Origin of the sequence: Delftia sp. Lp-1 (assembly GCF_020523835.1) — a bacterium.
Lineage (GTDB): Bacteria > Pseudomonadota > Gammaproteobacteria > Burkholderiales > Burkholderiaceae_C > Comamonas > Comamonas acidovorans.
In genome coordinates this window covers 423,226-447,410 of record NZ_JAJALJ010000001.1, presented here as the reverse complement: position 1 = coordinate 447,410, position 24,185 = coordinate 423,226, and the positions used below count along the sequence as shown (strand labels likewise).

Genomic DNA, 24,185 nt, shown 5'->3' with positions numbered 1-24,185 from the left:
TCAAGAGATCGAACGCCGGTGGTCGGCACGGCGCGCCAGCCATTCGCCGCCGAACTGCAGCACCGACACCAGGGCCACCAGGATGACGATGACCTCGAACATCACGCGCGTCTCATAGCGCTCGTAGCCGTAGCGGATGGCCAGGTCGCCCAGGCCGCCCGCCCCCACGGCGCCCGCCATGGCCGAGGCATTGACCATGGCGATCACGCTCACGGTCATGCCGCCGATCAGGCCCGGCAGCGCCTCGGGCAGCAGCACCTGGCGCACGATCTGCGGGCGGCGCAGGCCCATGGCGCGCGCCGCCTCCACCAGGCCGCCGTCCACTTCGCCCAGGCTGACCTGGGCGATGCGCGCAAAGAACGGAATCAGGTTGGCCGACAGCGGCACCACCGCCGCCCAGGTGCCCAGCGTGGTGCCCACGATGGCGCGCGTCACCGGCAGCAAGGCCACCAACAGGATGATGAAGGGAATGGCCCGGCCGATGTTCACCGCCGCCGACAGCCCCCGGTACAGGCGCGGCCTGGCGTAGAGCCCGCCCGGCGCCGTGGTGTGCAGCACGATGGCCAGCGCCAGCCCGGCAACGATGGCGATCAGCGAGGACGCACCCGCCATCAGCAGGGTTTCCAGAAAGGCCTGCAGGTATTTATCGAGCGGGGGCAGGGACATGGCCAAGCAGTTGCAGTGAATCGGCGCCCAGCGCCTGTTGAAGGGAAGACAGCGCGGCCGGCGAGAGCGGGGAGAGCGACGACGGCAGATCCTGCACCGGCACGCCCACCAGCAGGCGGCCCTGCGAACGCCCGCGCATGCAGTCCAGCCCGCCCTGCAGCAAGCGGGCACGCGGGCCCAGCACCTGGAGCTGCGCCAGCGGCAGGCCCTGCTGGCTGCCGCCGTCGGCCCATCCGATGGCCAGCACGGCGACGGCCTCCGGGCCATCGGCCGCTGCCACCAGTTCCAGGTCCGCCGCCAAGGCCTGCCGCAGCGGCCGCAACAGCGCACGCGCTGCCTCCGAGCGCGGTGCCGCAAACAGCTTCCAGACCTCGCCGATCTCCTGCAGCCGGCCCTGGTCCAGCACCAGCACGCGGTCGCAGACCTCGCGGATCACGGCCATGTCGTGCGTGATGAGCACGATGGTCAGCCGCAGCTTGCGGTTGATCTCGCGCAGCAGCTCCAGGATGGACTGCGTGGTCTCGGGGTCCAGGGCAGAGGTGGCCTCGTCGCACAGCAGGATTTCGGGCTCGTGCACCAGCGCGCGCGCAATGCCCACGCGCTGCTTTTGCCCGCCCGAGAGCTGGGCCGGATAGGCGCCGCTCTTGTCCGCCAGCCCCACCAGGGCCAGCAGCTCGTCCACCCGCGCGCGCACGAGCGCGGGCCGCCAGCCCGCGGCCTGCAGCGGCAGGGCCACGTTCTCGTACACCGTGCGCGAGGACAGGAGGTTGAAGTGCTGGAAGATCATGCCGATGCGCCGGCGCAGCGCCACCAGCGCGTCCTCGTCCAGCGTGGCGACATCGGTGCCGTCCACCAGCACGCGGCCGCTGCTGGGCCGCTCCAGCGCATTGATGGTGCGCAGCAGCGTGGATTTGCCGGCACCGCTGCGGCCGATGATGCCGAACACCTCGGCACGCGCCACCTCGAAGCTCAGCGCCTGCAGTGCGTGCACAGGCTCGCCCGCGCTCCTTCCCGTGCCCGTGCCCGGGTAGTGCTTGCGCACGCCCTCGAAGACGATGTGCGGCCGCTGCAGCGCATCAATTGCATGGGGCTCGCCGGCCGCCGCCTGTTCCACCTTCATTGCCTTACACGCCTCAGAAGGCCGGCAGCACCGAGCCCTGGTACCTGCTCACGATGAACTGGCGCACGGGCTCGGACTGGTAGGCGCGCAGCAGGGCCGCGACCCAGGGTGCAGCGCGGTCGCGCTCGTGCACGGCAATGATGTTCACGTAGGGATTGCGCGCGCGCCTTTCGACGGCAATGCCATCGCGCGTGGCGATGAGCCCCGCCTGGTAGGCAAAGCTGTTGACGATGGCCGAGGCATCGAGATCGTCCAGCGAGCGCGCCAGCACCACCGAAGCGGCCTCCACCAGCTGCACCTTCTTCTGGTAGCTGGCGATGTCGGCCAGGCCCGCCGTGCCCTTGAAGGGGTCGAAGCCCTCGCGCAGCTTCAGGATGCCCTGGTCCTGCAGCACCACCAGCGCGCGCGTCTGGTTGCTGGGATCGTTGGGAATGCCCAGGCGTGCGCCAGCGGGCAGGTCGGCCAGGCGTTTGTGCTTTTTCGAATAGAAGGCGATGGGCGAGATGTAGGTGTCGCCGGCCGCCACCAGCCTGTAGCCGCGCTGCTGGTTCTGGTCGCGCAGGAACGGCACATGCTGGAAGGAGTTGGCCTCGATGTCGCCGTTGTTCAGCGCCTCGTTGGGGCTGGCCGCGCCGCTGATGACCACGGGCTTGACCTGCAGCCCCTGCTCGCGTGCCACGCGGGTCACCACCTCCCAGATTTCCTCGTCCACGCCGCCGCGCACGCCCACGCGCAGCGGGCCGGCCTGCGCGGCCCGGATGGCGCCTGACATCGCCGCCACCGAGGCCCCCGCCGCCAGTCCCCGCAGAAATACTCGCTTGTCCATCGCACAGTCCTTTCAAGAATCAACAGGCACCGATCAACAGGAATCGATCAATAGGCACCGGGGTGCAACTCACGGCCGGCCGCGCGGGCCTGGGCCTGCAGGCGGGCGAAATGCTCGGGATAGAAGCGCTGGGCCACATCCAGGTGGGAGCGCACGCGGCCCTTGAGCGCGTTCTCGCCCACATGGCTGAACAGCGGGTTGTCCGGGTCGCTCTGCGGCCCCGTGGCCAGCACGGCCAGCTCGGGCGGCAGGGTCAGCAGCGGCACCTGGCCCAGGTCCAGGCGCGGCGCCAGGAAGTAGGCGATGGAGTAGCGCTGCACGCCCGCGCGCGGCACCAGCACGCGATGCACGTTGGCGCGCAGATAGCCGTTGGTGGCCAGCTCCAGCATCTCGCCGATGTTGATGACGAAGGCCCCGTCGCGCGGCGGCACATCGACCCAGCCGGCCGGCGTCTCCACCTGCAGCCCGCCCACCTCGTCCTGCAGCAGCAGGGTCAGCAGGCCGCCGTCCTTGTGCGCGCCCACGCCCTGGCCTGCTGCGCCCAGCTCGCTGCCCGGGTAGTGGATGATCTTGATGCGGTGCGCAGGCAGGCCGCTGACCAGGGCGTCCAGCGCGCCCTCGGGCAGCTGCAGCGCGGCCACGAAGTGGCGCAGCAGCTCCAGCGCCACGCCATGCGCTGCCGCCTGCCAGGCCAGCACCTCCTCGCGGAACCCGGGCAAGGCCTGCGGCCACTGGTTGGGGCCTTGCAGCCCCTTCCAGTCCGGCACGCCGGGGCCTGCGGGAATCGCGGGCGACTCCTCGCCCAGGTCGATCTGCTCGCGCTGGTCGGGCCGCTGGCGCGTGATCTCCATGCCCACGGCCGTATAGCCCCGGAAGTGCCGCGTGTTGGCAATGGCCAGCGCCTGCTTGTCCGCCAGCGGCTGCGCAAAGAATTCGCGCGCGCGCCGCTGTATGCCCTGCCATGCGTCCCGGCCTATGCCATGCCCTTCCAGGTAGAAGAAGCCGGTGTCGCGCGCCGTGCGCGCCAGCTGGCGCAGCGCCTGGGCCTGCGTGGCCGGGTCGCGCAGGGCCTGCAGGTCGATGACGGGCAGGGCCGGGGTTGCCGCTGTGGCGGCGGGCGCGTCGAGAGTGGATGCTGTCAAGGTGCTCATGCTGTGCTGCCAGGAAAGTGGGAAGGAAGGGGCGCTCAGGCCGCCAGGCGCTGATCGCGGTCTTGCTCGCGGTTTTGTTCGCGGTCTTGTTCGCGTTCTGCAGCCAACACCGCATGGTCCAGCGCCTGTTCCAGATCGGCCAGCAGGTCCTGCGGATGCTCTATGCCGATGGACAGGCGCACCAGCCCGGGCGCAATGCCCACGCGCGCCAGTTCCTCGTCGCTGAGCAGGCTGTGCGTGGTCTCGGCAGGAATGGCGGCCAGCGACTTGCTGTCGCCGATGTTGACCAGGCGCAGGAACAGGCGCAGCGCGTCATAGAAGGCGCGCGCCGCCGGCCGGCCGCCGCGCAGCTCGAAGCCCAGCAGCGCCGGCACATGCCCGCCGCGCAGCTGGCGCAGGGCCAGCGCGTGGTCGGCGTGGCCGCTCTGGCTGGCGTGGTGTATGCGCTCCACCAGCGGATGAGCCTGCAGGAAATCGATCACGGCCAGCGTGTTGCGGCTGGCGCGCTCCTGGCGCAGGCCCAGCGTCTCCAGGCCCTGCAGCAGCAGGAAGGCGCTGTGCGGCGCCAGCGCCGCGCCGCAGTTGCGCAGCAGCACGGCACGGGCCCGCGCGATGAAGGCGCGGTCGGGAAATTTCTCGGTGAAGACAAAGCCCTGGTAGGCCGGCTCGGGCGCGCTGAACTGCGGGTAGCGCCCCGCGTGCACCACCCAGTCGAAGCGGCCGCTGTCCACGATCAGCCCGCCCAGCACATTGCCGTGTCCGCCGATGGCCTTGGTGGCCGAATGCACGACGATGTCGGCGCCCCAGTCGAAGGGCCGTAGCAGCAGCGGCGAAGCCACGGTGTTGTCCACCACCAGGGCCACGCCCGCCGCATGGCTGATGTCGGCCAGCTGGCGCAGGTCGGCAATGCCGCCCGATGGATTGCCCACGGACTCCACGAACACGGCCTTGGTGCGCGGCCCTATCGCCCGGCGCAACGCCTGGAAATCATCCTTGGCCACGGCCGTGCTCTGCACGCCGCGCGAGGCCAGCACATGGGCGATGAAGTTGTGCGTGCCACCATACAGCTGCGAGGCCACGACCACATGGTCGCCCGCACTGGCCAGCGTGGCCAGCGCCACGTCGATGGCGGCCATGCCCGAGGCCAGGGCCAGCGCGGCCACGCCGCCTTCGAGAGCCGCAATGCGCTGCTCCAGCACCGCCAGCGTGGGGTTGGCCGTGCGCGAGTACACATCGCCCTCCTCCACCAGGCCGAACAGGTTGGCGCCGTGCTGGGCACTGTCGAACACGAAAGAGGTGCTCTGGTAGATGGGCACGGCCGCGCTGCGCTGCTGCTCGCGCCCCCGGTAGCCGGCGTGCAGGGCCTGGGTGTCCTGCTGCCACAGCGCATCGCTGGCTGCGTCGTGCGGGGCGGACTCGGTGCCGGTCGCTGAGGTCATGCATGGACTCCGTATGAGTGGTCGATGCAGCCCATTATTCGAAGCCCGCGCCCTGCGCACTACGAAGAAAAACGCGTTCGCTTATTCGGTTTGCGCATGTCGCCGGGCCGCGCCCTTCCTAGTTGCCACGCACATATGGATGCGCGTTTTGCGTCGTTGGAAACACGGCACTCAGCGGACAGCATCGGCAGTCCCGAAACTGCTTTGGAGGGAGTTCCATGACCCGCAAGACCCAGACCGAGATCGACAGGACCCAGGACAGCCGCTGCGCCCATGGCGCCGATTGCGGTGCTTTCGGGGCGCTCGATGCTCCCGAGGCGACCGAGCCCTCGCTCTCGCGCCGCACCCTGATCCGCGCCGGCGCCGCAGCCGGCGCGCTGGGATCGGCCGCCTGGTTCAGCGGCCGCGCCGGGGCGCAGCCGCGCCAGAAGATCACCTTTGCCTGGAGCCAGGCCAGCTTCTGCCATTCGCCCATTCCCGTGGCGCTGGAGCGCGGCTTTTTCGAGCGCAACGGCCTGGATGTGGAACTGCTGAACTGGGGCGGCTCGGCCGACCAGTTGCTGGAGGCGCTGGCCACGGGCAAGGCCGATGCGGGCGCGGGCCTGATCCACCGCTGGATCAAGCCGCTGGAGGCGGGGCTGGATGTCAAGCTCATCGGCAGCGTGCACGGCGGCTGCCTGCGCCTGGTGGGCCTGAAGTCGGCCGGCGTCACGCTGGACCCCAGCACGCTCAAGGGCAAGACCATCGGCGTGGCCGATCTCAACAGCCCGGCCAAGCAGTTCTATTCCATCCACCTGGCCAAGCGCGGCCTGGATGTGGACAAGGACATCGAATGGCGCGTCTACCCGGCCGACCTGCTGGATGTGGCCGCCAAGAAGGGCGAGATCCAGGCCATTGCCGACGGCGACCCCAATCTCTACCTGATCGAGAAACGCAACCCCGGCACCTTCCTCGAACTGGGCAACAGCGCCAAGAACGAGTACGCCGAAAGCATTTGCTGCGTGATCGGCGCAGGCGCAAAGTTCGCCCGGGCCAACAAGCCCGCAGCGGCCAGCGTGGTGCGCGCGCTGACCCAGGCCTCGGACTACATCGCCGAGAACCCCAACGAAACGGCGAAGATCTTTGCCAAGTACTCGCCCAAGGTGCCCGTCGAAGACCTGCAGCGCCTGCTGGCCGAGCTGACCTTCAAGCACCATCCGCACGGCAAGCCGCTGCGCGACGAGGTCCAGGCCTTTGCGGCCGACTTCCGCACGGCCGGCGTGCTCAAGAAGCAGACCGACCCTGGCCGCTTTGCCAGCCACATCACGCTGGACGTGCTGGCATGAGCACCGCAAGACCACGCTGGCGCCTGGGCGCCACGGATACCGCACCCGGCCTGGAACGGGAACAGGCGCAGGGCACGCGCAAGGCAGGCCCCTGGCGCACCGGCCTGCTGGCCGCCGCCGCCTGGGCCGGCCTGGGCATGCTGACCCTGCTGTGGCCCAACAAGGAGATCGGCTTCAGCGAATGGGCATTCACGCAGGAATTCGGCATTGCCGCCCTGATCGTGGCCCTTTTGCTGCTGGCATCGGCTGCGCTGCCTGTGCGACGAGTACGGCGCGTACGGCGCATCGACCGCTGGCTGCGCCCGGCCGGTGCCTGGCTGGTGGCCGCGCCGCTGCTGCTGGCGCTGTGGGAGACGCTGACGGCCAAGCTCGGCGCGCTGCCGCCGCCGTTCTTCGCACCGCCGCAAAGCCTGATCGACGTGGTCCATGAGGACTGGCAGCGCCTGGGCCTGTCCACGCTGTATTCGCTGCGGCTGCTGCTCAACGGCATCGTGTTCGGCGCGGTGATCGGGTTTCTCACGGGCGTGTGGATAGGCTGGTCGCGCATCGCGGGCTACTGGGTGCATCCGCTGCTGCGCTTCCTGGGGCCGGTGCCGGCCTCGGCCCTGCTGCCGCTGGCCTTTTTCTTCGCGCCGTCGAGCTACTCGGCAGCCGTGTTCCTGGTGGCGCTGGCCACGTTCTTTCCGGTGGCCGTGCTGACCTGGTCCGGTGTGGCATCGGTCAGCAAGAGCTACTACGACGTGGCGCGCACGCTGGGCGCATCGCCCTGGTTCCTGGTGCTGCGCGTGGCCATCCCGGCCGCCCTGCCCCAGGTCTTCGTGGGCCTGTTCATGGGGCTGGGCGCCTCGTTCTCGGTGCTGATCACGGCCGAGATGATGGGCGTGAAGGCCGGCCTGGGCTGGTATCTGCAGTGGGCCCAGGGCTGGGCAGCCTACGCCAACATGTACACGGCGCTGCTGGTCATGGCCGTGCTGTGCTCGGGCCTGATCACGCTGCTGTTCACCGTGCGCGACCGCACGCTGTCGTGGCAGAAGGGAACCGTCAAATGGTGATTGCCGCAGAACACGCCGCCAACGCCGCAGCCACGCCCGCCATCGCAGGGGCGGCCCTAGCCGGCGCGGCCATCGATGTGCAGGCCGTCAGCCACTGGTTCGGCCAGGGACAGGGCGCGCTGCAGGTGCTCGACGAGGTCAGCCTGCAGGTGCGGCCTGGCGAGTTCGTGGCCCTGCTGGGTCCCAGCGGCTGCGGCAAGTCCACGCTGCTGCGCCTGGTGGCCGGGCTGGACGCGCCCACGGCAGGCGCCGTGGCGCAGGACGGCACGGCCATCACCGAGCCCGATCCCTCGCGCATCGTCGTCTTCCAGGACCCCACGCTGTTTCCCTGGCGCACGGTGCGCGGCAACGTGGCCCTGGGCCTGCAGGCACGCGGCCTGCTGGACAGCCAGGCCCACCGCATCGACGAGGCCCTGCGCCTGGTGGGGCTGGAGGATTTCGCGGACAGCCATCCCCACCAGCTGTCGGGCGGCATGGCCCAGCGCGCGGCCCTGGCGCGCGCCCTGGTCAACGACCCGCGCCTGCTGATCCTGGACGAGCCGCTGGGCAAGCTCGACTCGCTGACGCGGCTGGCCATGCAAAGCGAAATCCTCAAGATCTGGCAGCGCGCAGGCTTTTCCGTGCTTCTGGTCACCCACGATGTGGAAGAGGCCCTCTTCCTGGCCCACCGCGTGCTGGTCTTCAGCCAGCGGCCTGCCCGCATCGTGGCCGAGATCGATGTGGACCTGCCCTACCCGCGCCAGCGCGGCCACGCCCGCCTGTCCGAGCTGCGCCACGAGGCCCTGCGCCACCTGGGCCTGGACCAGACCTGGTAGCGCCCGCCTCCGATGCAACGCAGCGACTCCCCCGACTGGCTCAACCCCTTGATCGGCGCCATGCAACAGGCCCAGGTCGGCCTGCTGCAGCTGCTGCACGGCCTGGGCCTGGCCGGCACGGTGGACGGCCAGCCTGCCTGGCCCTGGGCCCTGCGCCTGTCCGGCGAAAACCTGCTGATCGACCTGGGCCAGGCCCGGGGCCTGCTGTGGTCGCTGGCGGCCGTGGCCACCGCCATCGTTTTGCTGGTGCTGGCCCTGGCGCTGGCACTGGTTCTGCGCCGCATCCGCCTGCCGGCCCTGGTGCTGACCGCGCTGGCCGCGCTCGCCCTGCTGCTGGCCCCCTGGCCGCGTGCCGACCTGATCCTGGTGCCTGCGCATGCCACCAGCTTCCATGCCTCGCCCACGGGCTTCAGCGTGGAGAGCATTGCGCGCGGCAGCGCGGTCTATGCCCAGCACTGCACGGCCTGCCACGGTGCCGATGGCCGGGGCCACGGCCCGCTGGCCGCCAGCCAGCCGGTCTGGCCTCCCAATTTCACCAGCCCGCTGCTGTGGCGCCGCGCCGATGGGGAATTGCTCTGGGCCATTCTTCATGACCGCCGCCCCGTGGAGTCTGGCGACGGCGCACGGGCACACGGCCAGGCCGACCGGCTGTCCAGCGACGACGCCTGGGCCTTGATCGACTTCATGAAGGCCCGCGCCGCAGGCCAGATGCTGCAGATCGCCGGCAACTGGCCCTATCCCGTGGGCCTTCCCGACATGGCCGTGCAGTGCGCAGGCCAGCCCGCACGCCGCCTGAGCACTTGGCAAAGCCGCCAGCAGCGGCTGAGGGTGGTGGCTGGCAGCGGCCCGGTGCAGGAAGACCCGCGCCTGGTCAGCCTGCAGCTGTCGCCCGATGGCGGCAACCGCGCCGCCAGCGCCCTGGACTGCACCGTCAACGACCCGCGCGCCTGGCAGGCCATGGCCCTGCTCAGCGGCTCGGAGCAGCTGCAGGGCATGCAATGGCTGGGCGACCGCAGCGGCTGGCTGCGCGCGCTATCGCGTCCGGGCACCCAGGGCTGGTCGGAGGACGACCTGGTCTGCCGCACGGACACGCCCGCGAGGATGACGATCGAGGCGACGACGGCCGCTGCGGCAACCGCCGGCCCGTCCGATGGCTCATCCGACGGCTCATCCGACGGCCTCGGGGCCCTGATCGCTCGCATGGATGCCGAGCCCGTGCGGTTCATCAAGGGTGGGTTTGTGCACTGAGGGATCAGGCATCCGCCGCCATGAGGCTGGCATAGGCGCCCTGGCGCGCGAGCAACTCCCGGTGGGTGCCCTGCTCCACGATGCGGCCGTCCTCCAGCAGGGCCACGCGGTCGGCGCGGGCCAGCATGGCGGGCCGGTGGGCGATGAGCAGCACGGTACGGTGCTCGCGCAAGGCGTCCAGCGCACGCAGCAGGGCTTGCTCGCTTTCGCTGTCGAGATGGGAGGAAGCCTCGTCCAGCACCAGGACGGGAGCACCGGTCAGCAGCGCGCGCGCCAGGGCGATGCGCTGGCGCTGGCCACCCGACAGGCGCATGCCTTGTTCGCCACAGCGCGTGGCATGGCCTTGCGGCAGCCCGCTGATGAAGCCATGGGCCTGCGCCAGCATGGCGGCCTGCTGTACCTCGTCATCGCTGGCGTCAGGCCGGCCCAGGCGGATGTTGTCGGCGATGGAGATGTCGAACAAATGCACTTCCTGGCGGACCACGGCAAGTTGCTGCCGCAGCACGGCCAGCGGCAATTCACGGATGTCCATGCCGCCCATGCGCAGGCTGCCGGCGTCGGGCTCGCCCAGGCGTTGCAACAGCTGCACGCAGCTGCTTTTGCCGGCGCCGGACGCGCCGGCCAGGGCCACCATTTCGCCAGGCCGCAGGGACAGGTCCAGTCCGCGCAGCACGGGTACGCCGCCACGCTGCCAATGCACACCGCAGAAGTCCAGCGACGCCGTGGCCGGCGCCTCACGGGTTCCGCTGTCCGCAATGCGCCGGGGCTGGCGCAGCAGTTGCAGGATGCGGTCGGCACCAGCCTTCACATCGCCCAGCCTGCGCGCGGCCTGCGCCACTTCGGCCAGCGGCGCCAGCGCCATGCCGGCCAGTACCACCACGGCCGGCAGCCAAGCGGCATCGATGTGCCCCTGGTCCAACAGCCAGGCGGCCACGGCAGCCATGACCAGGGTCGACACGGCCGGCAACGGGTCCGCGGTGGCCAATTGGCCCGCAGCAAGCGACGCATGCCTGCGCACCTGCGGGGACAGCGCCGCAGCCTTGGCACGCATGCGTGCCAGCCAGCGCGGGCCGGCCTCCAGCAGCGCCAGTTCACGCAGCCCGCGCAGGCCTTCCACCACATCGGCATTGAGTTCGCCCTGGGCCGCTGCCAGCGCCCTGGCCTGCCGCTGCGCCTTGCCGGCCAGCCACCAGGACACCAGCACCGGCAAGGCAACAAAGGGCAGCCAGGCCAGGGCGAGCAGCGGATGCAGCCAGGCCAGCAGGCCCAGCGCGGCCAGCGGTACGCACAGGGCGCCGGACAGCTCGCCCAGCATGTGGGCGTAGAAATGCTCCATCAGCTCGGCATCGGCCGTGGCCGTGGCGGCGATGTCGCCGCTGCGCTGCGGGCCGGCCGCATTGCCTGCGCCCCGCTCCAGCCCGTCGTAGATGCCCAACTGCAGTGTTTCTATCAACGCAAACGCCAGCGCATGGGAGGCATGGGTCTGCCACCATTGGCTGAGCGCGGCCACCAGCGCCGTCAAGGCCAATGCGCCCAGTGCCGGTTGCAGCGCAGTCCACGGCGCGCCCATGGCGGCCTGTCCGGCAATCCAGGCAGCCAGCACCCAGGCGCCGACCACGGTAGCCTGCGCCAGTGCGGCGGCCAGCAACGCCGCTGCCAGCAGGCGCTTGTGCGACGCCACCGGCGCCAGCAGGCCGGCCCAGCTGCGGGGTTCATCGCGGATCATGCGGCCTCCTCCGTCGTCCTCTTGGCCTGCGACGCCGCCCAGAGCCGTGCATAGCGGCCGCCGCGGCGCAGCAGATCATCGTGCGTGCCCTGTTCGGCCACCCGGCCGTTTTCCAATACCACGATGCGGTCCGCCTCGCGCGCCGTCTCCAGGCGGTGCGCGGCCATGACGAGAGTGCGGCGGCCCCGCAATGGCCGCAACACCTGCAGCAAGGCCTGCTCCGTGCGTGGATCTGCGCTGGATGTGGGCTCGTCCAGCAGCAGCACGGGCGCACGCCTGAGCAAGGCACGCGCCAGGGCCAGCCGCTGGCGCTGCCCGCCCGACAGGTGCGCGCCGAATTCGCCCACCTCGGTCTGCAGGCCCTGGGGCAGGCTGTCCACCAGATCGGCCAGTTGCACATCACGCAGGACAGCCTCGATGTCGCGGAGGCAGGCCTGGGGGCTGGCCATGCGCAGGTTGTCCTCCAGGCTGCCGCTGAACAGCAGCGTGTCCTGGGCGACCAGGGCGACCCTGGAGCGCAACTGCGCCAGGCTCAGCTCCCGCAGGTCCCGGCCGCCCAGGCAGACCATGCCGCGCCGGGGATCGGCGGCGCGCCACAGCAGCGACAGCAGCGTGGACTTGCCGACGCCCGAAGGCCCCACCAGCGCCACCCATTCACCATCGGCGATATCCAGGTCCAGCCCGCGCAGCACCTCGGGCCGCCCCGGTTCCTGCCCCTGGTCATGGGCAAAGCACACCCCGCTCAGCGAGATGCGGCCGTCTGCAGGAGCAGGTCCTGGCCGCTGCGGCTCAGGCACGGGCAGGGGCGCATGCAGCAGCGCGTCGATGGCATGCAGGCCGTCGCGCGCGGCCCAGGCCGCATGAAAGGCTTTCTCCAGCCGCTCCAGCGGTCTGAAGGCCTCACGCGACAGCAGCAGCACGGCCAGCAGCGATGCCGCATCCAGCCGGCCCTGGCCCAGTTGCCAGCTGCCCCACCCCAGGACACTGGCCATGCCGGCCAGGCCAACGAAACGCGTCAGGCCGGTGCGCAGCAAGGTGGCGCGCAGCGTGTGCATGGACTCGGCACGCAGGCGGGCGGCCTGTTCGGCCAGACGCATGCGCCAGCGCGCCGAGGCGCCAAAGGCCCATAGCGTCTCCATGCCGCGCAGGCTGTCCAGCAGCTGCGCCCCAAAGGCAGCCAGGGCCGCCATGACGCCGCTGGCCCCTGGCATATGCCGGCGCAGCCACAGCCGGTCCAGCAGCGGCTGGCCCAGCACGAACACGGCCAGCAGCAGCGCGCAGCCCGCGTCCACCCAGGCCAGGGAGCCCAGCGCCAGCGCGCAGCCGAGCACGGCTCCCCGCAGGCTGGGAACGTGGCGGCTCGCATGGACCTGCACGGCATCGACAGCCGCAACCAGCGTGGCCTGCAGCTCACCCGTGGGGCGGGCCGCAGCCCAGGCCGGCCCCAGGCGCATCAACCGGGCCAGCAGGCGTTCGCGCAGCACGGCGCGCGTGCGCATGCCCACCTGCTGCGCCCACCACTCTTCCAGCCACACCAGGACACCGCGCAGCACCAGGGCCGCCAGACCGACCGCCAGCCAGGGATGCAGCGACGCCCCCTCCATGGCCTGGGCCAGCAGTCGAGCAAGGCACAGCGCGTGAACCACCAGCATGGCCTGGGCCAGCAGCCCGCAGGCCACCGTGGCCGCCAGCTGCGCGCGCGAGCGCGACACCATCCAACGTTCCAGCGAGGTGCTCATGACGGCTCCTGCCCACGGCCGCCCAGCGCGTGCCTCACGGCGACCAGACGCCGGCCGTTGACCGTTTCCACGACAGCCTGCACGCGGTAGACCTCGTGCAGCAGGGCACTGTCCACCACCTCGACAGGGCTGCCGGCACGCACCACGCGGCCCTGGTCCAGCACCATGATCCGGTCTGCCCAGCCCATGGCCAGGTTGATGTCGTGCAGCACGGCCAGCACCACCAGTTGCCGCTCGTGTGCGATCTCGGTCACCACGTCCAGCACGCGGTGCTGGTGGTAGAGGTCCAGGGCGCTGGTCGGCTCGTCGAGCAGCAGTAGGCGCGGACGGCGCACCAGGGCCTGGGCCAGACCCACCATCTGGCGCTGGCCACCCGACAGCGCAGCCAGCGGCCGGTCGGCCAGGGCCGTCAGCTCCAGGCGCTGCAGCACCTGCTCCACGGCGGTCTCGGCCTCATGCGTGCCGGCCAACGGCCAGCCACGGGCCGCCTGTGCGGGCTCGCCGGCCATGGCCGCGCTGAGCACGGACTCGAACACCGCCAGTCGCGAGCGCTCGGGCAGGCTTTGCGGTACATAGACCACCTGGCGCGCGCGTTGCCCCGGCGGCTGGGAAGACAGCAGCACCGTGCCCAGGCGCACCTCGCCGCGCATGCGCTGCAAGCCTGCAATGCCGCGCAGCAGCGTGGATTTGCCTGCGCCATTGGGCCCCACCAGCGCATTGACCGAACCCGCAGCCAAGGGCCCCAGAGTGGCGCCGCGCAGCACGGGTGCTGCGCCATAGCCCATGTGCACATCGCTGACATGCAGCGCGTCGCGGAATGGCATGCTCAGCGCTCCTGCCGGCCCGTGCGGGCAACGATGGCCATGAAAAAGGGAATGCCCACCAGCGAGGTCACGATGCCCACGGGCACCAACACGCCCTCGATCAGCGTCTTGCTGGCCACCGAGGCAATGGACAGGATCAGTGCCCCCGCCAGCGCCGAGGCCGGCAGCAGCACGCGGTGGTCGTCGCCCACCAGCATGCGCGCGATGTGCGGTGCGATCAGCCCCACGAATCCTATGGTGCCCACGAAGGAGACGGCCACGCCCGACAGCAGGCTGATGCGCAGCAGCGCCCAGCCTCTCAGCGCCGTGACCGGCACGCCCAGGCTGCGCGCGCGGTCCTCGCCCAGCGTGAGCGCGGTCAGCGACCAGCTCTGGCTCCAGGACCAGGGCAGGCACAGCGCCAGCACGGCGGCCATGACGGCAATCCGGTCCCAGGAGGCGCGTGCCAGGCTGCCCAGGGTCCAGAAGACCAGCTGCTGCAAGGTGTTCTGGTCGGCCACGAACTGCAGCAGTGCCACCAGGGCGTTGAAGCTGAACACCAGGGCGATGCCGAACAGCACCAGGCTTTGCACGCCAAATCCGCGCCACATGGCCAGCCCGTACAGCAGGCCCACCGACAGCAGCGCGAAGAGGAAGGCGTTGAGAGACACCACGTACTGCGCCGGCACGCCCGGCACGCCCAGTCCCAGCACGATGGCCAGGGCCGCGCCAAAGGCGGCGGCCGCCGACACGCCCAGCGTGAACGGGCTGGCCAGCGCATTGGCCAGCACGGTCTGCATCTCCGCGCCAGCCAGCGCCAGCGCCGCACCCACCAGCACGGCCATCAGTGCATAGGGCAGGCGCACGTTCCAGACGATGACGGCCTCCACGCGCGACACGCTGCCCGGATCGCCGAGCACCTGCCACAGCCGTGCCAGCCCCATGCCCGACGGGCCGGTGGCCACGTCCAGTGCCAGGCTGGCCAGCAGCGCCAGGGCCAGCAGCGCCAGCACCAGCCCGTGGCGGGCATGGCGGCGGCGGTAGCGCTGCGCGGCACCGGCCGCCGCAGCGCCCGTCTCTGCCGCCACGGCACTGGCCTCCATGGCCGCGCTCATCGGCCGGCCCCGGAAGGCAGGTCGGTCAGCAGCACGCCGGTCATCGGAATCGGCATGAAGCGCTCGTACAGCTCACGCCGCGTGCGCAGCGGGTCGATGTCGGCAAAGAGTTCGGGATGCAGCCACTTGGCCAGCGCCTCGACGGCAATCACATGCTCCGGCGAATCGTAGAAGATGTGCCACAGGCCGTGCACGCGCCCCTTTCGGACGGCGGACAGCTCGCGCGTTTGGGCACGCTGCGCCACCGTCGCCAGGCTGGCCTGCGCCTGGGCAGGCGTGGCCTGGTAGCCCAGCGTCACGCCGCCCTGGCCACTGGCGAAGACGCCCGTAGCCACATAGACGGCAGGATCGCGCGACAGCACATATTCGAGGTTCAGCGTACCGATGGGACCGGGAATGCGGCCGGCGCCGATGTTGTCGCCACCGGCCAGCTCCACCATTTCCCCGAAATTGCCCTTGCCCGGCGAGCCGCAGCAGTCGCGCAGACCGGCCAGCATGTCGATGAAGATGGCGGGCCGCTGGAATCCGTCCTTCTGGCGCGCCGCCGCGACTCGCTGGCGCACGCGCTCGATGCGCTGCTCGTAGAAGGCGATGAAGTCCTCGGCGCGCTGCTGGCGGCCCAGCACCTGGCCCATCAGGCGCAGGCTGGGCACGGTATGGGTCAGCGGATGCTGGCTGAAATCCACAAAGACCACGGGCACGCCCGCCGCCTGCAGCTGGCGCACGGCCTCGCTGTCGGGCGCGGGCCCGTGACCGCCCGAGACGGCCATGAAGGCCACGTCGGGACGCACGGCCAAGGCCTGTTCCACGTTGAAACTTTCGGGCGTGGCGCCGCCGACCAGCGGCAGTTTCTCAATGGCAGGAAAGGCCTTGGAGAAAGCCGCATAGCCCTGGGTATCGAGCAGGCGGAAATCCCCCTGCCAACCCGCCACGCGCTCCACCGCCTGCCGGCCTTCCAGCAGGGCCATGGTGTAGACCATGCGCCCCTCGCCCAACAGCACGCGCTGCACGCGGTCCGGCACCTGCACGCTGCGCCCCGCCATGTCCGTCACGGTCAAGGCCTGGGCCAGCCCACTCCAAAGCGCCAGCGCCGCCACCGCAGCGCGCAACCCGCGCCGCATTCCTGTCCGTATTTGCATCTGTTTTCTTCTCTCAGTCGTTGCCGGCATACCCAATGCAACCGGCGCGCCCCAAAGCCTGGGACAGCAAGCAAGGCCCTGAGTCGGCCGCAACGCCCCGCAGCGAGGCTGCCGTCCCCCTCAGGTGGACGCCGCAAAGCGGCTCAGGGGGTCAAAACCGGCCGCGCAAGCTCACCTGCACATTGCGCGGCTCGCCATAGACATTGCCGAAGTTGGCCGGCCCGAATCCGCCGCTGCCCAGGCGCGTGTAGTAGCTGCGGTCGAACAGGTTGCTGACGTTCAGCGCCGCACTCCACTGCGGGCTGATGCGGTAGCCCACGCGCAGGCTGGCCGTGGCGTAGCCACCCTGGGTGGCTCGAACAAGGGGCTTGCCGCCCTCGCTGTAGGTGACGCTTTGGACGTTGATGCCGCCGCCCACATCCCAGGCGTTGAGCGCGCCCGGCAGCCGGTATGTGGTCCACAGCCGCAGCAGATGCCGGGGACTGAAGGTCCTGAAGGACTGGCCCTGATAGCTGGGATCGCGCTTGTATTCGCTGGTGTTGTAGGTGTAGCCGGCCATGGCCTGCCAGCCCGGGGCGATCTGTCCCGCCAGCTCGGCGTCGAAGCCCTGGCTCTGCACCTTGCCCTGCGCGGCGTAGCAGCAGCTGTCCACGATGACGGGCGACACGGCCACGGCGCGGTTGCTCTCCACGATGCGGAAGGCCGCCAGCGCCACCTGCAGCCGGCCATCGTTGAGCGAGCCCTTGATGCCGGCCTCGTAGTTGGCGCCGACCACGGGCGGCAGTCCGCCGCCATCCTCGCCCCGGTAGTTGCTCTGCACGCGGAAGATGTCGGCATAGCTGGTGTAGAGCGACCAGCGGGAGTCCAGATCGAAGACCAGGCCCGCGTAGGGCGTGAAGCGGCCGTCCTGTCGGTAGTCCGCCGTCTGCGCGCCCGTGCGCTGGTTGACGGAGTCGGTGCGCCACCAGCTCCAGCGCCCCCCCAGCAGCAGGGTCAGCGGATCGGCCAGCTTCAGCCGCGCGGCGCCATAGATGCCGTACTGGCGCGTGCGCGATCGCGAGTCCGATGTCCACTGCACGGCGCCCGGATCGGCGTAGGCGGCCGGGTCGAAGTCGAACACATTGACGGGAATGCCGCCAAAGCCCGGGAGGCTGCCGCCTTGCGAGCGCGCGTCGCGGTCGTACCAGTTGGCGCCCAGCACCACCTCGTGGCGCCGGCCCCAGGCCTGCCAGGCCCCGCTGAGCATGGCGTCCAGCGACAGTTGTTCGTTGTCGTAGTCATTGGCGCCACCCATCAGGCGGGGACCCAGGCCCGTGGCGCGGTCCACCGCGCCCGAGACATAGGCGTACTTGAGCGCGCTGGACTCGCGGTCGGAGACCGCCGCCAGCTTGAACTGCCAGTCGGCATTGATGGAATGGCTGAGGTCTGCGAAGACCTGGGTGGCCTCGAAGTCCCAGTGCGTCCAGGGCGTGCTCAGGAAGGTGCTGCGTGCCAGCCCCAGGTCGCCGCCGTCGGCGTAGCGCGGCACGCCCATCATGGGCGGCACCCAGTCGCGCGTCTGGTGGCCGGCGCCCAAGGAGACGGTGGTGGCCGATCCCAGGTCGGCCTCGACGATGCCGTACAGCGAATCGCGCCGGCTGCTGGCATAGCGCACATGGGAATCGCGCTGGTCGTGCGCGGCCGCCAGGCGGGCACGCACCGACCCATCGGCGTTCAGCGGGGTGCTGTAGTCGATCTCGGCACGGGCCGCATTCCAGGAGCCCAGGCCCAGCGAGCCCGTGAAGCGCCGGTCGCCCGTGGGGCGCTTGCGCACCAGATTGATCACGCCGCCGGGCTGGCCCGCGCCATTGAACAGGCCCGCAGCGCCGCGCAGCGTCTCCACATGGTCGAACATCACCATGTCAGGCTGGCTCCAGGAAGCGCCGCCTGTCTGCACGGGAAGGCCGTCGTACTGGAAGTACTCGATGGGATAGCCGCGCGCATAGAAGGCCGGAATGACGCCCGTGCCCGACAGGTCCACAGTCACGCCGGGGGTCTGCGCCATGATCTCGTCCAGCGTGTGCAGGTTCTGGTCCTCGATCTGCCGTCGCGTGATGACGGAGACCGAATGCGGCGTCTCCCTGAGCGTGGCAGGCAGCTTGGTTCCCACCGAGACGCCCGGGGCCGCGTAGCCACCCGTCAGCTCGGTGGGCCGGTCCTTGACCGCCTGGCCCGTGACCTGCACCTCGGGCAGCCTTTCCTCGGCCGCCCGGGCCAGGGCGCACTGGCCCAGGACGCAGACGGCCAGCGCGATCGATGTGATGGAAAAACGGGGCGGGCCGGCATCCCGGTCCGCAGAATCTGGCAGCGACATTCAACCCTCTCGAAGCAAATGAAAATCAATTGCATTCGACTGTAGGCAAGAGGAAGGCTCGCCGCTTTCGCTGGCCGGAGTTTGGCTTTCGCCCGCCGGAGATGGCTCAGCGCAGCAACTCGCTGGGCGCGATGCCGAAGCGCTTGCGAAAGGCCGTCGAGAAATGCGCAATGCTGTAGCCCACCTCCAGCGCCACCTGCGTGACCGAGCAGCCGCCCGAAGTCAGCAGGCCGTAGGCCTGCTCCAGCCTGTGCTGCTGCAGGTGCTCGAACACGCTCATGCCGAACAGCTGGCGAAAGCCGGCCGTGAGCTTGCGCTCGTTGATGCCGGCCTCACGCGCCAGCTCGGCCAGCGACAGGGGACTGCGAGCGTGCGCCGTGGCCACCTCGCGCGCATGCCAAAGCCGCTCCACATCGGCGCGTGACAGCTCGGCGCCAGCCCCCTGCGCGCCCGCCGCCGGCAGACACTGCTGGAGCACGGCAGCCGACAGTTCCAGGCTCTTGGCATTGAGGAACAGATCACGCATGGGCCCCTGATAGGGGCAGACCAGAATCTGTGTGGCCAGCGCACGCGCCGTGGCCGACAGCCCCTGGCGCAATACCAGCAGATCGTTGTCGTTGAAGCAGTGGTGGCCGCTGCGCGCGATGAGATCGAGCCCGAAGCCCTGGCGCTCCGCCGCCTCGGCGTCAAAGCCTATGCGCACATAGCGCTGAAGGCTGTGGGATTCATAGCGGTCCAGTCCCTCATGCAGGCCCGTGGCCAGCACCAGGTAGACCCCGGCATCGGACACCTCCATCAGACGTCCGTTGACCCCGGCCTGCACCTTGCTGTTGAGGGCCACGATGATCTGCAGGCCCTGGAACACCGGCGCGCGGACCTCCACAGGCTCCTGCGTCATGCGGCAGCCGGCCGCCAGGCACAGCTGGTTGTCGAATCTGGAATTCCACTGGAACACGTTGCGAATCTATGAATGAGAATTATTCTCAAATCATACGTTCAACAGCCAAGACCTTGTACCGCCTCGTCAATCCTCCAACGGCGGCCACTGGCGCGCGGTGTGCACCAGGGCCAGCACCCAGACCGTCGTGCCATCGATCTCATAGACAAGGCGATAGCTTTCATGGGGGATCAGCTCGCGCGTGCCGGCAATCCTGCCCGTTTTGCCCATCTTGGGATACGCGGCCAACCGGGCCGCTGCGTCGCTGAAAAGCAGGTCCATGCGCAAGGCTGCGCGAGGATTGTCAGCTGCGATGTAGTCCCAGATATCGGCGCGATCCTGCTGCGCCTGCGGCGTCCAGATGACTTTCACGCACGGTCTGCCGCAACCTGACGGCGCCGGGCAGCGAACTCGGCCTCGACTTCCTCATTCGAGCGGCCAAGTCCAGCGCGCATGGAGGCGCGTCCCGCCTCGACCTTGCGCTGCAGATAGCCGTCATATTCACGGGCCTTGCGGCGCTGCTCAATGTAGTCGCGCATCAACTCCCGCATGACCTGGGATGCGGGCCGGTCCTCGCCTGCGGCTTCGGCCATGAAGTCTTCGCGCAGCTCGGCTTCCAGTTTCATGGTGAAAACGGCTTCCTTGGGCATGATTGACTCCTGTGAAGATACCAACAAAGTATATACATCGTCAGTACCAAACACTCCAGAGACTCAACCGCTCCGCCCCATTCGCAACTTGCACTTGCCAATGCATCAAGCAAATCAGGACTAGTTGCAAGCAAGGCCTCTTTCTATATTCGCGCCTCGACGGCGCCCGGCTTCCATGGGCCGCAGCTGCGCACGACACTACTGCGGGGACCCCACCCCTGCCTGACTGACCCACAACAAGGAGAGACTGCGATGACCGATCTCACCATCAACGGCAAGACCGTTTCCATGGACCTGGACCCCGAGACGCCCATTCTGTGGGCCCTGCGCGACACGCTGGAGATGACCGGCACCAAGTTCGGCTGCGGCGCGGCGCTGTGCGGCGCCTGCACGGTGCACATGAATGGCCAGGCCATACGTTCCTGCGTGACGCCGATCTCGGCGGCCGCGGGCCAGAAGATCACCACCATCGAGGCCATGACCTCGGGCTCCGACCGCGTGGGCACCGCCGTGCGCGATGCCTGGGTGCGCCATGACGTGGCCCAGTGCGGCTACTGCCAGAGCGGGCAGATCATGAGCGCCACGGCCTTCCTCAAGTCGCTGCCCAAGGGCAAGAAGCCCAGCGGCGAGGAGATAGACGCGGCCATGGCCGGCAACATCTGCCGCTGTGGAACCTATGCACGCATCCGCACGGCCGTGGCCGATGCCGCGCGCACCCTGGGCTGAACGGAGAACGCCGCATGCTGACCACCTTCAACCCCGCCGAACTGCCGCGCGCCCTGCAGCACATCCTGGACCGTGACGAGGCCGCTGCTGCCATCGCCGACGCGCCCACCCTTGCACAGATCCCCCGCCGCAGCTTCCTCAAGATCGCCGGTGCCGGTTCGCTGGCCCTGGGCGTGTTTCCCGCCATGGCGCAGGCGCCGGGCAAGAGCGAGGCCGCCGGCCTCAAGCCCACCGAGCAGCCCGCCTCCTTCGTGGAGATCTCGCCCAGCGGCGAAGTCACCGTGGCCATCAACCGCCTGGAATTCGGCCAGGGCGTGCACACCGCCCTGCCCCTGGTGCTGGCCGAGGAGCTGGACGCCGACTGGAACAAGGTCCGCGCCCGCCTGGGCGGCAACGATGCGGCCTATGCCGATCCGCGCTACGGCATCCAGATGACGGGCGGCTCCACCGCCCTCAAGCACAGCTACACCCAGTACCGCGAGCTGGGCGCCCGTGCGCGCGCCATGCTGGTGGCCGCCGCCGCCGCGCAGTGGAAGGTGGACGCCGCCACGCTGCGCACGCGCGAGGGCTTCGTGCTCGGCCCCAGCGGCAAGAAGCTGTCGTATGGCGAGCTGGCCCAGGCCGCCATGGCCCAGCCCGTGCCGGCCACCGTCGTGCTGAAGAATCCCAAGGACTTCCGCCTGATCGGCAAGCCCACGGGCCGCATCGACGCCCGGGCCAAGAGCAGCGGCCAGCAGAGCTTCGGCATCGACATGCACCTGCCGGGCCAGCTGACGGCGGTGATTGCACACCCGCCCGTGTTCAAGGCACAGCTGGCCTCGCTGGACGACGCTGCGGCGCGTGCCGTGCCCGGCGTCAAGGCCGTGCTGCGCGTGCCCGTGGACGGTGGCGGCGAAGGCGTGGCCGTGATCGCCACCGGCTACTGGCCAGCGCGCAAGGGCCGCGAGGCGCTCAAGGCGCAATGGAACACCGACGCCGTGGAGAAGGTGGACAGCGAACGCCAGCTGGCCCAGTACCGCGAACTGGCCGCGCAGCCCGGCGCGCGCCACTTCGACGCCGACATCTCGGCGCTGGACAAGGCGCCGCGCCATATCGAGGCCGAGTTCAGCTTCCCCTACCTGGCCCATGCGCCCATGGAGCCGCTCAACTGCACGGTGCAGATGGGCGAGACCGGCGAGGCGGGTGCCGATCTCTACCTGGGCACGCAGTTCGCGGGCGTGGACGGCATGGCCGCCGCGCGTGTGCTGGGCCTCAAGCCCGAGCAGGTGCGCGTGCACGTGCAGATGGCCGGCGGCGGCTTTGGCCGCCGGGGCGTGGGCACCAGCGACTATGTGGTCGAGGCCTGCCAGGTGGCGCTGGCCGCGCGCCGCGCCGGCCTGAACGCCCCCGTGCGCATGGTCTGGAGCCGCGAGGACGACATCAAGGGCGGCTACTACCGCCCCATGCACCTGCACCGCGCGAAGATCGGCTTCGATGAACGCGGCAAGGTGCTGGGCTGGGACCATGCCATCGTGGGCCAGTCCATCACGGCGGGCACCATGTTCGAGGGCGGCATGATCAAGAACGGCATCGACGCCACGGCCGTGGAGGGCATGCGCGAGCCCTATCCGCTGCCCATGCGCCTGACCGTGCACCACCCCAAGGTCAACGTGCCCGTGCTGTGGTGGCGCAGCGTGGGATCGACCCACACGGCCTTCGTCATGGAAACGCTGATCGACGAGATCGCGCGCAGCAGCCGCCAGGACCCCGTGGCCTACCGCATGCAGATGTTCGGCGACAAGCACCCGCGCCATCGCCTGGCCCTGCAGCTGGCCGTGGACAAGAGCGGCTACGGCAAGCGCCAGCTGCGCGCGGGCCGCGCCTGGGGCGTGGCCGTGCACGAGTCCTTCGACACTGTGGTGGCCTATGTGGTGGAGGCCTCGGTCAAGGACGGCCGCCCGGTGCTGCACAAGGCCACGGCCGGCGTGCACTGCAACCTGGCCGTGAACCCGCGCACCATCGAGGCGCAGGTGCAGGGCGCGGCGCTGATGGGCCTGTCCATGTGCCTGCCCGGCGCGGCGATCACGCTCAAGGACGGTGTGGTGGAGCAAAGCAACTTCGGCGACTTCGCCGTGCCGCGCATCACCGACATGCCCGAGATCGCCGTCCACGTCGTGCCCAGCGCCGAGCCGCCCACGGGCATGGGCGAGCCCGGCCTGCCGCCGCTGGCACCGGCCTTCGCCAACGCCGTGGCGCAGCTCACGGGCAAGCCCGTGCGCAAGCTGCCGTTCGATCTGGCGTGATCGATCTGGCCTGAACGGCCGGACCTGATCCCGGTCAGCCGCCGGAAAGGGCGGCGGCACCTGCGGCCGCCGCCCTTTCCAGTTCTTCCATGGTCAGCAGATAGTCCGGGCAGTCCTGCAGCCGCTGCACGGCCAGGTCGATGAAGGCACGCACGCGCCGGGGCAGCGCGTCGCGGCTGCCGTAGTAGACATGCAGGCCGATGTGCTCGCTGACATGCGCCAGCAGCACGGGCACCAGGCGCCCCGCGCGGATGTGCGCCGCCGCGCAGATGTTGGACAGCTGGCCCAGCACCTGGCCGGCCAGCACGGCATGCAGCTCCAGCTCGGCATCGTTGGTGGACAGGGCCGGCTGCAGGTAGCGGTGCGTGAGCTCGCCATCGACCGGCAGGCACCAGGGCATCACCGTGTCCGTGGCCGCATGGCGGAACATGCTGCAGCGGTGCGCGGCCAGCTCGTCCAGCGACCGGGGCACGCCATGGCGCTGCAGGTACTGCGGCGCCGCGCAGACGATGAGCTGCACGGGAAACAACCGCCGCCCGATCACGCTTTCATCGGGCGAGGCGCCGATGCGAAACCCCGCATCGACCCGGTCCAGCACCCAGTTGCCTATGCCGTCGTCCAGCCGCACATCGGGGACGATGCCCGGGTGCAGGCGGCAGAACTCATCGAGCAGCGGCATCAGCACGGGCGCAAAGCAGGACTTGGGGCCCACGATGCGCAACGGCCCCGCAATGCCCTCGCGGCTGTCGCGTGCCAGGTTCAGTGCGCGGTCCAGCGCGGCCAGCGCCGGCTGGGTGTCCTGCAGGAAACGCTGGCCCTCCTCGGTCAGGGCCAGGCTGCGCGTGGTCCGGTGCAGCAGGCGCACGCCCAGGTGCTGCTCCAGATGGGCCACCGCCTGGCTGGCGGCCTGGGGGCTCACGCCCTGGGACAGCGCCGCCTGGCGCAGGCTGCCCAGCTCGACCGCCTTGGCAAAGGTGGCGATGGCACGCAGTTCATTGATGGGCATGGTGCGGAAATCCGGTATTCGTGGGCTGACAGTGCCGCAGTATCCCGCCTTTGCGCATGCCCTGCCC

The 24,185-nt window shown here is 69.9% G+C and carries 21 protein-coding genes; 6 read left to right on the top strand and 15 right to left on the bottom strand.

The window, feature by feature from the left end; translation table 11 throughout:
* Genes LGR64_RS01945 through LGR64_RS01925 form a run of 5 tightly spaced genes read right to left on the bottom strand, consistent with a single transcriptional unit; the run spans position 1 to position 5,202 of the window.
* Positions 1-666 carry a methionine ABC transporter permease gene (locus LGR64_RS01945; RefSeq protein ID WP_013800725.1) on the bottom strand — a complete coding sequence of 222 codons (666 nt, stop codon included), beginning with the start codon at positions 664-666 and terminating at the stop codon, positions 1-3.
* A complete protein-coding gene (locus LGR64_RS01940) occupies positions 644-1,786 on the bottom strand; it encodes a methionine ABC transporter ATP-binding protein (RefSeq protein ID WP_099732835.1) in 1,143 nt (380 codons plus the stop codon). Before LGR64_RS01940 ends, LGR64_RS01945 begins: the two co-directional genes overlap by 23 nt.
* A 13-nt stretch (positions 1,787-1,799) precedes the next feature.
* Positions 1,800-2,612 carry a MetQ/NlpA family ABC transporter substrate-binding protein gene (locus LGR64_RS01935; protein WP_141835286.1) on the bottom strand — a complete coding sequence of 271 codons (813 nt, stop codon included), beginning with the start codon at positions 2,610-2,612 and terminating at the stop codon, positions 1,800-1,802.
* 47 nt (positions 2,613-2,659) lie between these two features.
* Positions 2,660-3,763, bottom strand: coding sequence for an isopenicillin N synthase family dioxygenase (locus tag LGR64_RS01930; RefSeq protein WP_141835289.1), 1,104 nt, complete (start codon positions 3,761-3,763; stop codon positions 2,660-2,662).
* Between the two features lie 35 nt (positions 3,764-3,798).
* Positions 3,799-5,202 (bottom strand): O-acetylhomoserine aminocarboxypropyltransferase/cysteine synthase family protein, encoded by a 1,404-nt coding sequence (locus LGR64_RS01925; RefSeq protein WP_141835292.1) that lies wholly within the window; start codon positions 5,200-5,202, stop codon positions 3,799-3,801.
* A 218-nt stretch (positions 5,203-5,420) separates the two neighbouring features.
* On the opposite strand from LGR64_RS01925, the gene LGR64_RS01920 reads away from it, so the two are divergent.
* Genes LGR64_RS01920 through LGR64_RS01905 form a run of 4 tightly spaced genes read left to right on the top strand, consistent with a single transcriptional unit; the run spans position 5,421 to position 9,642 of the window.
* Positions 5,421-6,527, top strand: a complete 1,107-nt coding sequence (locus LGR64_RS01920; RefSeq protein ID WP_013800720.1) for an ABC transporter substrate-binding protein — start codon at positions 5,421-5,423, stop codon at positions 6,525-6,527.
* Entirely contained in the window at positions 6,524-7,579 is a 1,056-nt protein-coding gene (locus tag LGR64_RS01915; RefSeq protein ID WP_141835294.1) for an ABC transporter permease, read from the top strand. The genes LGR64_RS01920 and LGR64_RS01915 overlap by 4 nt, the downstream gene beginning before the upstream one ends.
* A complete protein-coding gene (locus LGR64_RS01910; protein WP_016450923.1) occupies positions 7,573-8,394 on the top strand; it encodes an ABC transporter ATP-binding protein in 822 nt (273 codons plus the stop codon). Before LGR64_RS01915 ends, LGR64_RS01910 begins: the two co-directional genes overlap by 7 nt.
* A 12-nt stretch (positions 8,395-8,406) precedes the next feature.
* Positions 8,407-9,642, top strand: a complete 1,236-nt coding sequence (locus LGR64_RS01905; RefSeq protein WP_230354925.1) for a c-type cytochrome — start codon at positions 8,407-8,409, stop codon at positions 9,640-9,642.
* A 4-nt stretch (positions 9,643-9,646) separates the two neighbouring features.
* Here the strand turns inward: LGR64_RS01905 and LGR64_RS01900 are convergent, their stop codons facing one another.
* The 9 genes from LGR64_RS01900 to LGR64_RS01860 form a co-directional block, all read right to left on the bottom strand.
* On the bottom strand, positions 9,647-11,368 hold the full coding sequence (locus tag LGR64_RS01900; protein ID WP_141835300.1) for an ABC transporter ATP-binding protein: 1,722 nt from the start codon (positions 11,366-11,368) through the stop codon (positions 9,647-9,649).
* Positions 11,365-13,107 carry an ABC transporter ATP-binding protein gene (locus LGR64_RS01895; RefSeq protein ID WP_141835303.1) on the bottom strand — a complete coding sequence of 581 codons (1,743 nt, stop codon included), beginning with the start codon at positions 13,105-13,107 and terminating at the stop codon, positions 11,365-11,367. The genes LGR64_RS01900 and LGR64_RS01895 overlap by 4 nt, the downstream gene beginning before the upstream one ends.
* Entirely contained in the window at positions 13,104-13,931 is an 828-nt protein-coding gene (locus LGR64_RS01890; RefSeq protein ID WP_230354924.1) for an ABC transporter ATP-binding protein, read from the bottom strand. The genes LGR64_RS01895 and LGR64_RS01890 overlap by 4 nt, the downstream gene beginning before the upstream one ends.
* A gap of 2 nt (positions 13,932-13,933) precedes the next feature.
* The gene (locus tag LGR64_RS01885; RefSeq protein WP_141835309.1) at positions 13,934-15,025 is read right to left on the bottom strand and encodes a FecCD family ABC transporter permease; all 1,092 of its coding nucleotides are present in this window, start codon (positions 15,023-15,025) and stop codon (positions 13,934-13,936) included.
* Positions 15,022-16,164, bottom strand: a complete 1,143-nt coding sequence (locus tag LGR64_RS01880; RefSeq protein ID WP_141835312.1) for an ABC transporter substrate-binding protein — start codon at positions 16,162-16,164, stop codon at positions 15,022-15,024. Before LGR64_RS01880 ends, LGR64_RS01885 begins: the two co-directional genes overlap by 4 nt.
* A 151-nt stretch (positions 16,165-16,315) precedes the next feature.
* The gene (locus LGR64_RS01875) at positions 16,316-18,517 is read right to left on the bottom strand and encodes a TonB-dependent siderophore receptor (protein WP_230354923.1); all 2,202 of its coding nucleotides are present in this window, start codon (positions 18,515-18,517) and stop codon (positions 16,316-16,318) included.
* Between the two features lie 106 nt (positions 18,518-18,623).
* Positions 18,624-19,472 (bottom strand): helix-turn-helix transcriptional regulator, encoded by an 849-nt coding sequence (locus LGR64_RS28600; RefSeq protein ID WP_071956799.1) that lies wholly within the window; start codon positions 19,470-19,472, stop codon positions 18,624-18,626.
* A 69-nt stretch (positions 19,473-19,541) separates the two neighbouring features.
* Positions 19,542-19,826 carry a type II toxin-antitoxin system RelE/ParE family toxin gene (locus LGR64_RS01865; protein ID WP_013800709.1) on the bottom strand — a complete coding sequence of 95 codons (285 nt, stop codon included), beginning with the start codon at positions 19,824-19,826 and terminating at the stop codon, positions 19,542-19,544.
* Entirely contained in the window at positions 19,823-20,104 is a 282-nt protein-coding gene (locus LGR64_RS01860; RefSeq protein WP_016450920.1) for a CopG family ribbon-helix-helix protein, read from the bottom strand. The genes LGR64_RS01865 and LGR64_RS01860 overlap by 4 nt, the downstream gene beginning before the upstream one ends.
* A gap of 252 nt (positions 20,105-20,356) precedes the next feature.
* Here LGR64_RS01860 and LGR64_RS01855 point away from each other — a divergent pair, with 252 nt between their 5' ends.
* Both LGR64_RS01855 and LGR64_RS01850 read left to right on the top strand, forming a co-directional pair.
* Positions 20,357-20,830 (top strand): (2Fe-2S)-binding protein, encoded by a 474-nt coding sequence (locus LGR64_RS01855; RefSeq protein ID WP_012207419.1) that lies wholly within the window; start codon positions 20,357-20,359, stop codon positions 20,828-20,830.
* Positions 20,831-20,844: 14 nt separating this feature from the next.
* Positions 20,845-23,112, top strand: a complete 2,268-nt coding sequence (locus LGR64_RS01850) for a xanthine dehydrogenase family protein molybdopterin-binding subunit (protein WP_141835318.1) — start codon at positions 20,845-20,847, stop codon at positions 23,110-23,112.
* A 34-nt stretch (positions 23,113-23,146) separates the two neighbouring features.
* Here LGR64_RS01850 and LGR64_RS01845 read toward each other — a convergent pair whose 3' ends face one another.
* Entirely contained in the window at positions 23,147-24,118 is a 972-nt protein-coding gene (locus tag LGR64_RS01845; protein ID WP_230354922.1) for a LysR family transcriptional regulator, read from the bottom strand.
* Positions 24,119-24,185: the final 67 nt, after the last annotated feature.